This is a genomic window from Novosphingobium resinovorum, from assembly GCF_027922145.1.
In the GTDB taxonomy this organism is placed as follows: Bacteria; Pseudomonadota; Alphaproteobacteria; order Sphingomonadales; family Sphingomonadaceae; genus Novosphingobium; species Novosphingobium resinovorum.
In genome coordinates this window covers 104,397-116,560 of the sequence record NZ_BSFC01000024.1, presented here as the reverse complement: position 1 = coordinate 116,560, position 12,164 = coordinate 104,397, and the positions used below count along the sequence as shown (strand labels likewise).

Below are 12,164 nucleotides of genomic sequence, written 5' to 3'. Positions count from 1 at the left end.
CTATGACCGACCCGCAGCGCCCCCAGAACTCCGGCCATTTCGTCAGCGATGCCCGCGAGGAACTCGCCGGAATGCTCAAGGATGGCATGGCCCATCCCTCGACCAAGCCGGTTCTGATCTGGGGCGCTGCGGGCGCGGTTGCTGGCGCGTTCCTGCCTTTCGTCTCCATCGGCCTCGGGCTGGCGGCGGGCGCGGGGTACAAGTTCTACAAGCGCGTCCGTCCTGAATGAAAGTAACCCGCTGAATGCGCTGTCCTTTTTGCGCCCACGACGATTCCCAGGTCAAGGACAGCCGCCCGACCGAGGATGCCACCGCGATCCGTCGCCGCCGCCAGTGTTCGAGCTGCGGCGCCCGCTTCACGACGTTCGAACGCGTGCAGCTGCGTGAGATCGTGGTGGTCAAGAGCAACGATGCGGCCGGGCTCGAACGCCGCGAGCCGTTCGACCGCGCCAAGATCGAGCAGTCTGTCACCCTCGCCTGCCGCAAGCGCGGCATCGACCGCGAGAAGATCGAGCGGCTCGTCTCGGGCGTGCAGCGCCAGGTCGAGACGATCGGCGAGAACGAGGTGCCATCGCGCGTCATCGGCGAACTGGTGATGGAAGGGCTGCGCCAGCTCGACTCGGTCGCCTACATCCGCTTCGCCAGCGTCTACCGCGCCTTCAACGAGGCGAAGGATTTCGAGGAATTTGCAGGGACCGTGCGCGATGTCGGCGTCAATTGAAGTGAAGCGGGCTGGTGAAGTGAAGCAGCCGGTAATCGTACTGGTGCGCCCGCAACTGGGCGAGAACATCGGCAAGGCCGCGCGCGCGATGCTCAACTTCGGGTTGACCGAGATGCGCCTCGTCTCCCCGCGCGACGGCTGGCCCAACCCCTCGGCAGGCCCGGCGGCGGCCGGTGCCGACGACGTGCTGGAAAAGGCCGAGGTCTTCGAGACGCTCGCCGAAGCCGTGCACGACTGCGCCAACGTCTACGCCACCACCGTGCGCAAGCGCGGCGTCACCAAGCCGGTCGTCACGCCCGAGGAGGCCGCGCGCGAGGTCTACGCGGCGACGGCCCGCTCGGCCTACGTGTTCGGGCCGGAGCGCTCGGGACTGGAGACGGACGACGTTGCCCTCGCCCGCGCGATCCTGACGGTGCCGATCAACCCCGAGTTCGCCTCGCTCAACCTGGCGCAGGCGGTGATCCTGTGCGCCTACGAATGGTCGAAGGGCGCCGCATTGGCGCAGCCGACGGTTGAGGAACTGCTCCCCCCGGCCCCGCAGGACGAACTGGAAGGCATGATCCAGCAGTTCGAGAAAGTGCTGGAGCCGACCAAGTACTTCTACCCGGAGAGCCGCTCCGCCGCCACGCGCCGGACCTTGCGCAACATGCTCACCAAACCGGGCTGGAACAGCCTCGAAGTGCGCACCATGCGCGGCGTTCTGAGCGCGCTGGGCGGCAACCGGCGGCCTCGTAACATCGACTGAACCGGCATTTCGGGCGCTTTCCCTTGACACGTCGCCCGAACCCGCTAAGGGCCCGGCTTCACGTGGCGCCTGCGTCTTCGCAGCACGTCCATTCGGCCCCGCACTCTCGGTGAAGCGGCGGCCGCATCCGGCAGAATAGGCCGGATGGTGCGCTCCGGGAGAAACATGGATCGTGCACCACATCGGCTGCACGGCAAGCAGATTGAAGGACGACATTATGTCGAAGCGTCAAAGCTCGAAGTACAAACTCGACCGCCGCATGGGCGAGAACATCTGGGGCCGTCCCAAGAGTTCGGTCAACCGCCGCAGCTACGGGCCGGGCCAGCACGGCCAGCGCCGCAAGAGCAAGGTTTCGGACTACGGTCTGCAGCTGCGCGCCAAGCAGAAGCTCAAGGGCTACTACGGCGACGTGACCGAGAAGCAGTTCAAGCGCACCTACCAGGAAGCGTCGGCCATGAAGGGCGACACCAGCCAGAACCTGATCGGCCTGCTGGAACAGCGCCTCGACATGATCGTGTACCGCGCCAAGTTCGCGCCTACGATCTTCTCGGCCCGCCAGATCGTTTCGCACGGCCACATCCGCGTCAACGGCGTGAAGTGCAACATCGCCTCGCGTCGCGTGAAGGTCGGTGACATCATCACCCTGGGCAACAAGGCCAAGGAAATGGCTCTCGTTCTCGAAGCGCAGAACCTGCCCGAGCGCGAAGTTCCCGACTACGTCGCCCAGGACGGCACCGACAAGGTGACCTTCGTTCGCGTTCCCACGCTCGACGAAGTGCCCTACCCGGTGAAGATGGAACCAAACCTGGTCGTCGAGTTCTACTCGCGCTGATCCGGTTCTCCGGCAACGGAAACAAGAAAAGGCGGTCCTTCGGGGCCGCCTTTTTCTTATGTGTTTCGAACTGTTCAAACGACACGAAAAATTACACGATTTGCAGCACTTGTAAGGGAACTGCCGCCGAGATCGGGCATTAGCCTAGCATCATGACTCGCTACCGTTTCATCACTCCGCACCGCACCGGTAAATGGTACAATGATCTCAGGACAGCGCAGCGCCATGCCTGCGAGATCGGCGCCGGATTTCTCGACGAAATGACCGGCCGCTTCGTCGCCTATGTCGAGACGGTGCTGGAAACCATGCACGGCGAAGACGCACCGGGCAAACCCGTCGCTGCGTGACCGCGCTTCAGCTTAGCGGACGCTGATCCCCAGTTCGCCGAGAATCTGGCTTGCCTGCATGCGCGAGATGATCGCGCCACGGAACAAGCTAGCATCGACCAGACGCAGACCACCCAGGTCAGCCCCACGCAGATCGGCGCCGTCGAACCGCGCCCCGGTCAAATCCGCATCGCGCAGGCTGCAGTCCAGCAATGCCGCTTGCCGGAAATCGCAGCGGCTCAGATCAGCCTGCGAAAAATCAACCTGCTGCAGCGTCGCACCCCGGAACGAATGGCGAGGCAGGCGCGCGCTGACCAGCAGGGTCTCCTCGAAGACGGTGTCGAGAGACGCAGCATCCGACAAATCGGCACCCGTCAACTTGCACCGAATTATCCTCGCCGAAGCCAGCGAAGCGCGCCGGAACGAAACATTGTTGAAATCGCTGGCATGAAAACTGGCGCCGTCGAGGTCGCTCCCGGAAAAGTCGACGAAAGCGGCCCTGCAGGACTTCCAGGTCGTGCCGTCGAGCTTGGCCCTGCTCAAATCGGTCCGGCGCAGGCTGCAGGCCTCGAACGTCCAGCCCCACAGGTCAAGCCCGCTGAGTTGCGCCTCATCCAGATCGCAACCGACCAGATGGCGCACGGAAGCGGGCAGCCGCTCGAAGTCGGCGCGCGTCAGTGTCCGGTCGCGAACGATGGTGTCGGTACTGTCGTCCATGCTCCGCTCCGACCGATCATTCCTTGCGGAAATAGTCCCGCCGGAAATCGGCCGCGAACGCCGCGAAGCGCTGTTCGGCGATCGCATCGCGCATGCCCTGCATCAGTTGCTGATAGAACGAGAGGTTGTGCTCGGTCAGCAGCATCGCGCCCAACATCTCGCCGGACTTGATGAGGTGGTGGATGTAGGCGCGGGTGTACGTACCGCAGGTCGGGCACTTGCAGCGCTCGTCGATCGGGCCGGTGTCTTCGGCGTGACGGGCGTTGCGCATGTTGAGCGGGCCGTTCCAGGTGAACGCCTGCCCGTTGCGGCCCGAGCGGGTCGGCAGCACGCAGTCGAACATATCGACGCCGCGCTCCACCGCGCCGACGAGGTCGTCGGGCTTGCCCACGCCCATCAGGTAGCGCGGACGGTCGGCGGGAAGCTGGCCGGGGGCGAATTCCAGCGTGGCGAACATCGCCTCCTGTCCCTCGCCCACGGCAAGGCCGCCGATCGCGTAGCCGTCGAAGCCGACCTCGCTGAGGGCATCGGCGCTGGTCTTGCGCAGGCCTTCGTCGAGCGCGCCTTGCTGGATGCCGAACAGGGCGGAACTTTCCGCATGCGCGCCGCCGGTGTCGAAGGCGTCGCGGCTACGCTTCGCCCAGCGCATCGACATTTCCATAGAGCGGGCGATGACGTCGCGGGGCTGGTCGATCTTGGGGCACTCGTCGAAACACATGACGATGTCGGAGCCGAGCAGGCGCTGGATCTCCATCGACCGCTCGGGGCTGAGCATGTGGCGCGAGCCGTCGATGTGGCTGGCGAAAGTCACGCCTTCCTCGGTGATCTTGCGCAGATCCGACAGGCTCATGACCTGATAGCCGCCGCTGTCGGTCAGGATCGGGCGGTCCCAGTTCATGAACTTGTGCAGGCCACCGAGGCGCGCGACGCGCTCGGCGCCGGGGCGCAGCATCAAGTGATAGGTATTGCCGAGCAGGATGTCGGCGCCAGTGGCGCGCACGTCCTGCGGCTTCATGGCCTTGACGGTGGCGGCGGTGCCGACCGGCATGAAAGCGGGCGTGCGGATTTCACCGCGACGCATCTGGATGGTGCCGGTACGGGCCTTGCCGTCTGTGGCGTGGATGGAAAACTGGAAACGAGGCTTCATGGCGCCGCCCTTAGAGCATTTTCAGCCCTCGTGGAAACATCCGATAACTACCGACTTCGTCGCCGGATTTCCCCATTCGTCATTGCGAGCACAGCGAAGCAATCCAGGGCCGCGCAAACCGCCCTGGATTGCTTCGCTACGCTCGCAATGACGAGAGGAAGGGAGAAGATCAGAACCCGTAGACCAGCGAGAAGCGCGAGATCGTGTCGGTCTTGAGCGAACCGCTCGGCGGCCGGGTCTCATGCTCGATCGAGTAGGACAGCTTGGCCTTGAGACCCTTCATCATCCCCGCCTCGATCGCGGTCATCGAGGTGAAGGTGTTGTTGTCCGAACCGACGTAGCTGCTGATATCCTGCGACAGCTTGATCGTCGGGTTGATCGTCCAGTCGAAATCAAGCGAGGTCAGCATCGACCACGTCGTCTGGTCGACGTCGTCGACGTAATTGGTGGCACGGAACGCCGGACCTGCTTCCAGCGCCAGCGTCATGCCGGGACGGTTGAGCACCCGGTAACCGAGACCGCCCGAGAGCGTGTAGCGGTCCTCGAAGCCCTGGATGCGGTCGCGCTCGTACTGGGTGCGGCCATACGTGAAGAACCCGTCGTTCAGGGTATAGCGCGGCTGATAACTCGCCGAATACTGCTCGCGCGTGATCGTGCCGCGATCTTCCTGATAGTCGGCATTGGCCTGGATCATGTGCTCCCACTTGATACCCTTGCGGTTGAGCTTGAGCGCGGCGGTGACACCGAAGTTGTCGGTGTTGCCGGTGGAGCGGAAGGCGCCGACCTCGATCTGGCCCTTCCACAGCTCCAGCACGCCGGAGGCACGGATGCGGGCCAGTTCCGCCTCGGTCTTGGCGGCGATCTCCTTGGCGCGGCGGTCGTTGTAGGCCCGCTGCATGTCGCGGATCTCGTCCTTGTCGTAAGGCTGGGTCTGCTGCGCAAACTTGACCAGCGCCGAGACCGAGGCGCTGTCGTCGGTCTTCATCGCGGCTTCCAGCAGCGCGCGAACCGGCAGTGGCAGGCGAGGACGCTCGGCCTTCACGTAAAGCACGAACTCGGGATAATCCGGCAGGTCGAGCACCAGCGGCGGCGGCGGGAGCGGGACCAGAACGAGCGGCTCGTCGAACTGGTGCACTTGCGCATGGGCGGGAACGGCAAGCAGCATAACGGGAAGGCCGGAGAGGACCGGTCGGAGCATCGTCATGCTGCAAACGCTAACGCGTCACGTGCGCAAACGCCACCCGCTCTTGAAGATCCATGTGATGAATCCGACGCAGAGGACGAGGAACAGCAGCGTCAGGCCGAGCGACAGCGCGATCGGAACGTCGGAACTGCCGTAGAACGTCCAGCGCAGCCCGTTCACGAGGTAGACCACCGGGTTCGCCATCGCCACCTGCCGCCAGGGCTCGGGCAGCATGTCGATCGAGTAAAAGGTGCCACCCAGGAACGTCAGCGGGGTGAGGATCAGCAGCGGCACGATCGTCAGCTTCTCGAAGCTGTCCGCCCAGATACCGAGGATGAAGCCGAACAGCGAGAAACTGGCGGAAACCAGCAGCACGAAGAAGAACGCATAGACCGGATGCGCGATCGAGTAATCGACGAAGAAGCTGGCCGTCGCGAGGATGATCGCGGCGAGTATCAGCGACTTGGTCGCCGCCGCGCCGACGAAGCCGACGAGGGTTTCAGCGACGCCCACGGGCGCGGAGAGCAGCTCGTAGATCGCGCCGGTGAAGCGCGGCATGTAGATGCCGAAGCTGGCGTTGGAGACGCTTTCACCCAGGATCGTCAGCAGCAGCAGGCCCGGGACGATGAAGGCGCCGTAGTTGAGGCCGTCGACGCCGCTCTTCATCTGGCCGCCGATCGCGGCACCGAAGACGACGAAGTAGAGCGTGGTGGTCAGCACCGGCGCGAGGATCGACTGCATCGCCGTGCGGAAGGCGCGCATCAGTTCCTGCCTGTAAATGGTCCAGGCGGAGCGGGCGTTGAACAGGCTCATGCCGCAGTCTCCTGAACAGGCGCAGAGCTTGGGGCATCAGGGCCTTCGAGCAGGTTCACGAAGATGTCCTCCAGGCTCGATTCGTGGATGTCGATCGCGGTGTAGTCGATCCCGGCGCGGGTCAGGGCCTTGGTCAGTTCGGCGACTTCGGCGGTGCCCGCAGACGCCCCCTCCCCGCCGCCGCCGCGATAGACGACCGTGCGGCCGTCCTCGGAAAGCGTCACGGGGAATGCCGCGATCCCGGCGGGAACTTCGGCCAGCGGCTGCGCGAGCGAGATCAGCGCTTCGGTGCGGCCCAGGCGTTCCATCATCGCCGCCTTTTCGTCCACCATCAGGATTTCGCCCTTGCGGATGATGCCGACGCGGTCGGCCATTTCCTCGGCTTCCTCGATGTAGTGGGTGGTGAGAATCACGGTGGTGCCGCGCTCGCGCAGGAGGGCGATCTGCTTCCACATGTCGCGGCGCAGTTCGACGTCGACGCCTGCGGTGGGCTCGTCGAGGAACAGCAGTTCGGGTTCGTGCGCCAGCGCCTTGGCGATCAGCACGCGGCGCTTCATGCCGCCGGAGAGATTGCGGATCTGCTCGCCCCGCTTTTCCCAGAGGCTGAGCGCCTTGAGGATGTCCTCGACCAGCGCCGGGTTGGGGGCGAGGCCGAAGAGCCCGCGCGAATGGTTGACCGAGCGCAGCACCGGCTCGAACATGTCGGTCGCCAGTTCCTGCGGGACGAGGCCGACGCGCTTGCGCAAGGTGCGCCAGTGGCGGCCCATGTCCTCGCCGAACGCGGTGATCGTGCCCGAGGTCGGCCGGACCATCCCGCAGACCGCGCCGATCAGCGTGGTCTTGCCAGCGCCGTTCGGCCCGAGGAGGGCGAAAATCTCGCCCTTGTTGATGGTCAGATCGACGCCTTTGAGCGCCGTGAAACCGCCTGCGTAAGTTTTCGTCAGGCCGCTGATTTCGAGGATAGGCTGCATAGCCGCATGAATGGGGCCGAAACGTTCCGGTTCCAAGCCCCCGGACGCAGTATCTTTTGCAATGCGGCGTTGAGGAGATCAGCGCCGCCGATAGGGCTCGCAGGCGATCCCGTCGTCATCGCCGTCGAGTTGCGGGTTGTAACCCGGCTGCCCGCGCCGCATGGGCGCGGCACCGGCGGCACGCGCCTCCGCGCAGCTGCGGAACGCCCCGGGAGGAATCGACCGCGCCACAACCGGGCGCGGCACGGTTGCGGATACCACGCGCGCTCCGGAATTTCGGGGATTGGCGGCGCGATAGACGGCCGGGGCATCGAACTCGGAACCCCAGATGCCCGCGCGCTGCGCCTTGCTGTGATCGGCAAGCGCGGCATAGCTGGCAGGCGCGTTGTCGAGCGCAATCGCCAGCCCCTTTTCCAGCATCGCCGCCGCAAGATCCACCCCTCCTGCCCGGCAGCTTGCGACCGTCCGGCCATAGACATCGCGGTCGCGGGAGGAGCAGGTCAGTTGCCGGGTATCGACCATGGCGCGCAAGGCAGCGGCTGCGTCGGAGCCGCAACTCCAGTTGCTCCAGTTCACGCGGCAGGTCTGCCGATATTCGGGCGCATCGATGCCGAACAGCCGCACCTCACGCCCGCCGACGAACAGCGAGTCGCCATCCACCGCCCGGCCTGCGCCCGCGAAGTCCTCCGCCGATGCGGGAGACACCGCCGCGACCAGCAATGCCGGCAATATCCAGGATTTCATGTGGCCGCCCCCATGCGCCCGGACCTTCCCGGGCATTGGGGCCGACAGTGCGCCGCAAAGGCTTACAGCAATTTAACAGCCATCCGTAACTTTCCCGTAACCACGCAAGTCACGGAAGCAGCAGCGAGGAATCCCCGTAGCTGTAGAAGCGATAGCCGTTTGCGATCGCATGCGCGTAGACCGCCTGCATCTTCTCCAGCCCCATCAGCGCCGAGACGAGCATCATCAGGGTGGACTTGGGCAGGTGGAAGTTGGTCATCAGCCCATCGATCGCGCGGAAGCGGTAGCCCGGGGTGATGAAGATCGCGGTATCGCCCTCGAACGGGCGGATCACGCCGTCTTCGCCGGTAGCGCTTTCGAGCAGGCGCAGCGAGGTGGTGCCCACCGCGATCACCCGGCCACCGGCAGCGCGCGCGGCGTTGAGGCGGTCGGCGGTGGCCTGGTCGATGCGGCCGAACTCGGCGTGCATCTGGTGGTCCACGGTGTCGTCGGCCTTCACCGGCAGGAAGGTGCCTGCGCCGACGTGGAGCGTCAGTGTCTCGCGCGCCACGCCCGCCGCGTCCAGCGCCTCGACCAGTTCGGGGGTGAAGTGCAGCGCCGCCGTGGGTGCGGCGACGGCGCCCTTCTCGCGCGCGAACATCGTCTGGTAGTCGCTCGCGTCGGCCTCGTCGGTGGGGCGCTTCCCCGCGATGTAGGGCGGCAGCGGCATGCGGCCCGCACGTTCGAGCAGGACTTCCACGGGCTCGTCGCCCTCGAAGGCGAGGGTCCAGCTGCCGTCGGGCAAGCGGCTTTCGGAGATCGCGGTGACGTCGGCCGGGAAAGCGATGCGATCGCCCTCGCGCAAACGCTTGGCGTTGCGCACGAACGCCTGCCAGCGGCGAAGGTCGATACGCTTGTGGAGCGTGGCGCCGATGCGCGCTTCTCCGCGCGTGCCCTCAAGCTGGGCGGGGATGACGCGGGTGTCGTTGAAGACGAGGACATCGCCTGCGCGCAGTTGAGCAGGCAGGTCGCGGACGTGATGGTCGGCGAAGGGAGTGTTGCCGTCCACCACCAGCATCTTCGCCGCATCGCGCGGACGCGCCGGACGCAGGGCGATGCTCTCGGGCGGAAGGTCGAAGTCGAAGAGGTCTACGCGCATGGCGGCGCGCTAGACCAGAGCGGGGCTGCGGGCAAGGCGCGAGCCTTCAGCGTGGTGGCGGCGTCCCCCGCACCGTCATTCCCGCGAAGGCGGGAACCCATCTCCTGCCGGTGCCTGTCGAACGGGCGTCAGATGGGTCCCCGCCTTCGCGGGGATGACGAACCTGGTTTGATGGTCGCGCTCTCACACATCGAGTGCGGGAGGGCGCGAGGAACTTAGTTGGACTTGGAGTTGTTCAGGTCCGAAATCGAAGGCGCCTTCAGCGTTGGCGCCGCCGGAGCCACCGGCGCGGCCGGAGCAGGCTTGTTCTCCGATGCCAGCGAGGCCTGGACGATCTTCGTCGGGTCCTCGGGCGGCTCGCCGCGATGGATCGCATCGACGTACTGCATGCCCGAGATCACACGGCCGAACACCGTGTACTTCTTGTCCAGCGCGAAGCGCGGATAGAACACGATGAAGAACTGGCTGTTGGCGCTGTTCGGGTCGTTGGTGCGCGCCATCGAAACGGTGCCGCGGAGGTGCGGCATCGTGTTGAATTCGGCCTGAAGGTCGGGAAGCTGAGAGCCGCCCTGCCCGGTGCCGGTCGGATCGCCCGTCTGCGCCATGAATCCGTCGATCACGCGGTGGAAGATCTGGCCGTTGTAGAAGCCCTGCGCCGCCAGCGTCTTGACCCGCTCGACATGGTGCGGAGCCCACTGCGGCATCATGCGAATGGCGACGCGGCCGCCGTCCGACAAGTCGAGCAGGAGCACGTTCTCGGGCTCATGCGTGATGTCGGTGTCGATCGTGGTCGGCAGGGGCGGAGGCGTCGGCGTGGCCGCTGCCTCGTCCTTTTTGTCCTTGTCCTTCGCGATGGCCGGGGCCGCGACGAGGGCGGCGCCGAGCATCAGCGCGGTCAGGGGAAGGCGAAACTTCATGTATCTGTCACCTGGGCAATGAACGGCCGAGCCGCGTAATCGGACGCGATAAAGCGCCCCCGCTGTCGGCACAATGAATGATTTCCACGCGGACCCGCCCATCCGCGCAAGCTCAGTAGTCCCCCAATAGTCCGTTTTGCGCGATCCGCCCGACGACGTCCTCACGTACCGCCGGGCTGACGAACTTCACGATGTCGCCCCCGAACATCGCGATTTCCTTGACCAGCTTGGACGCGATCGGCTGCAGGCTGACGTCCGCCATCAGAAACACCGTCTCGATGGTGGAATTGAGCTGCTGGTTCATCCCGGCCATCTGGTATTCGTATTCAAAGTCCGCCACCGCGCGCAGGCCGCGCACGATCACGCTGGCGCCCTGCTTCTGGGCGAACTTCATCAGCAGCGCATTGAAGCCGACGACGCTGACGTTGTCGATCCCCATCGCCGCGACCTCGCGCTCGACCATGGCCATGCGCTCGTCCGGCGTGAACAGCGGGTTCTTCGACGGGTTGGTGGTGACGCCGATGATCAGCTTGTCGACCAGCTTGGCGCCGCGCCGGATGATGTCGGCATGGCCCAGCGTGATCGGGTCGAAAGTGCCGGGGTAGACGCCGATACGCTCAGCCGAAGCCATCAGTGATCCCTCTCGATGATATAGCGCGCAACGGCGCGAAGCAGGTCGGCTTCCTTCCCATGCTGGGCGAGATGGCCGACGGCTTGCTCGACCAGCATGCGCGCCTGTTCGCGGGCGCGTTCGGGGCCGAGCAGCGAGACGAAGGTTTCCTTGCCCGCCGCCGCGTCCTTGCCCACGGCCTTGCCCGCAAGAGCGGCGTCGCCCTCGTGGTCGATGAGATCATCGGCGATCTGGAAAGCCAGCCCGATGTCGCGGGCATAGCCGCGCAGATGCGTGCGCCCCTCCGGCGGAATGCGGCCGAGGATCGCGCCCATCTCCACCGCCGCGCCAAGCAGCGCGCCGGTCTTGAGCTGTTGCAGGCGGGTGACGGTCTGCAGGTCGAACTCGCTGGTTTCGGCGACGAGGTCCATCATCTGCCCGCCCGCCATGCCCTGCGCGCCGCTGGCGTGGCCGAGCGTGCGGACGAGTTCGATGCGGGTAAAGGGATCGGGCGTGGTCGCCGGATCGGACAGGACCTCGAAAGCGAAGGCGTGCAGCGAATCGCCTGCAAGCACGGCAGTGGCTTCGTCGAACGCCAGATGCAGCGTCGGCTTGCCATGGCGCAGGGCGTCATCGTCCATGCACGGCAGGTCATCGTGGATCAGCGAATAGACGTGGATCGATTCGATGGCGATGCCCGCCCGGATCGCGGCTTCGCGCTGGACGCCGTACATCTCGGCGACGCTGGCGAGCAGCAGCGGACGCAGCCGCTTGCCTCCGCCGATCGCGGCATAGCGCATCGCCTCCACCAGCTTCGCGCGGGCATCGTCGGGAACGGCGAGCAGCGCGTCGAAGGCGCCGTCGATCTCCTCGGCGATCCGCGCGAGGCCCTCGGCCAGCAGCGAATCGGGCGCGGCCACTTCGGTCACAGGTCGAAAGGCTGGGTGCCCGCCGCCGCGCCGTCCGGCCCGGCGACGATACGCTCGATCCGCGCTTGCGCGGCGTCGAGGCGCTTCTGGCAGTGCTGGCGCAGCTTCTCGCCCTTTTCATAGAGCGAGATCGAATCTTCCAGCGGCACGTCGCCGCTTTCGAGCTGGCGCACGATGGTTTCCAGCGCGCGCAGTGCATCCTCGAAGCTGAGCGTGTCGATGGTCGAAGTTTCGGATTCCATGGGCAAGCAATGGCGCTCGGCGCAGTAACGGTCAAGGTGGCGGCAGTATTTACCCGTCACCAGGGGGTATCGGCCACTCTGGTATAGCTAGACCCCCTTTAGGTGCCGTTGAGTGCCGTTATGTCCATA

Annotated in this window: 16 protein-coding genes; 5 read left to right on the top strand and 11 right to left on the bottom strand. The window is 65.5% G+C overall.

The features are described 5' to 3' along the window. Positions 1-2 precede the first annotated feature (2 nt). From PKE80_RS15465 to PKE80_RS15445, 5 genes are all read left to right on the top strand, one after another. Positions 3-230 (top strand): hypothetical protein, encoded by a 228-nt coding sequence (locus PKE80_RS15465; RefSeq protein WP_008831227.1) that lies wholly within the window; start codon positions 3-5, stop codon positions 228-230. 14 nt (positions 231-244) lie between these two features. After that, positions 245-721 carry a transcriptional regulator NrdR gene (nrdR, locus tag PKE80_RS15460; protein WP_271183268.1) on the top strand — a complete coding sequence of 159 codons (477 nt, stop codon included), beginning with the start codon at positions 245-247 and terminating at the stop codon, positions 719-721. A gap of 1 nt (position 722) precedes the next feature. After that, positions 723-1,466, top strand: a complete 744-nt coding sequence (locus PKE80_RS15455) for an RNA methyltransferase (RefSeq protein WP_370423995.1) — start codon at positions 723-725, stop codon at positions 1,464-1,466. Between the two features lie 217 nt (positions 1,467-1,683). Then, the gene (gene rpsD, locus PKE80_RS15450) at positions 1,684-2,298 is read left to right on the top strand and encodes a 30S ribosomal protein S4 (protein WP_271183266.1); all 615 of its coding nucleotides are present in this window, start codon (positions 1,684-1,686) and stop codon (positions 2,296-2,298) included. Between the two features lie 152 nt (positions 2,299-2,450). Continuing rightward, positions 2,451-2,645 (top strand): hypothetical protein, encoded by a 195-nt coding sequence (locus PKE80_RS15445; protein ID WP_271183265.1) that lies wholly within the window; start codon positions 2,451-2,453, stop codon positions 2,643-2,645. Between the two features lie 12 nt (positions 2,646-2,657). Here the strand turns inward: PKE80_RS15445 and PKE80_RS15440 are convergent, their stop codons facing one another. The 11 genes from PKE80_RS15440 to PKE80_RS15390 all read right to left on the bottom strand — a co-directional run bounded on the left by PKE80_RS15440 (position 2,658) and on the right by PKE80_RS15390 (position 12,035). Then, positions 2,658-3,341, bottom strand: a complete 684-nt coding sequence (locus tag PKE80_RS15440; protein WP_271183264.1) for a pentapeptide repeat-containing protein — start codon at positions 3,339-3,341, stop codon at positions 2,658-2,660. 16 nt (positions 3,342-3,357) lie between these two features. Continuing rightward, entirely contained in the window at positions 3,358-4,488 is a 1,131-nt protein-coding gene (tgt, locus tag PKE80_RS15435; protein WP_271183263.1) for a tRNA guanosine(34) transglycosylase Tgt, read from the bottom strand. Positions 4,489-4,657: 169 nt separating this feature from the next. Further along, entirely contained in the window at positions 4,658-5,686 is a 1,029-nt protein-coding gene (locus PKE80_RS15430) for a DUF481 domain-containing protein (RefSeq protein ID WP_271183262.1), read from the bottom strand. Positions 5,687-5,710: 24 nt separating this feature from the next. After that, entirely contained in the window at positions 5,711-6,484 is a 774-nt protein-coding gene (locus PKE80_RS15425; protein WP_008830313.1) for an ABC transporter permease, read from the bottom strand. Further along, a complete protein-coding gene (locus PKE80_RS15420) occupies positions 6,481-7,455 on the bottom strand; it encodes an ABC transporter ATP-binding protein (protein ID WP_271183261.1) in 975 nt (324 codons plus the stop codon). Before PKE80_RS15420 ends, PKE80_RS15425 begins: the two co-directional genes overlap by 4 nt. Positions 7,456-7,533: 78 nt before the next feature. Then, positions 7,534-8,235, bottom strand: coding sequence for a thermonuclease family protein (locus PKE80_RS15415; RefSeq protein WP_271183260.1), 702 nt, complete (start codon positions 8,233-8,235; stop codon positions 7,534-7,536). A 73-nt stretch (positions 8,236-8,308) separates the two neighbouring features. Continuing rightward, positions 8,309-9,337: a tRNA preQ1(34) S-adenosylmethionine ribosyltransferase-isomerase QueA gene (gene queA / locus PKE80_RS15410; protein ID WP_271183259.1), complete on the bottom strand. Its 1,029-nt coding sequence runs from the start codon at positions 9,335-9,337 to the stop codon at positions 8,309-8,311. A 215-nt stretch (positions 9,338-9,552) separates the two neighbouring features. Beyond that, entirely contained in the window at positions 9,553-10,254 is a 702-nt protein-coding gene (locus tag PKE80_RS15405) for a peptidylprolyl isomerase (RefSeq protein WP_008830309.1), read from the bottom strand. 112 nt (positions 10,255-10,366) lie between these two features. Next, the gene (gene coaD, locus PKE80_RS15400) at positions 10,367-10,885 is read right to left on the bottom strand and encodes a pantetheine-phosphate adenylyltransferase (protein WP_008830308.1); all 519 of its coding nucleotides are present in this window, start codon (positions 10,883-10,885) and stop codon (positions 10,367-10,369) included. Beyond that, entirely contained in the window at positions 10,885-11,793 is a 909-nt protein-coding gene (locus PKE80_RS15395) for a polyprenyl synthetase family protein (protein ID WP_051586684.1), read from the bottom strand. The genes coaD and PKE80_RS15395 overlap by 1 nt, the downstream gene beginning before the upstream one ends. Further along, the gene (locus PKE80_RS15390) at positions 11,790-12,035 is read right to left on the bottom strand and encodes an exodeoxyribonuclease VII small subunit (RefSeq protein ID WP_008830306.1); all 246 of its coding nucleotides are present in this window, start codon (positions 12,033-12,035) and stop codon (positions 11,790-11,792) included. Before PKE80_RS15390 ends, PKE80_RS15395 begins: the two co-directional genes overlap by 4 nt. Positions 12,036-12,164: the final 129 nt, after the last annotated feature.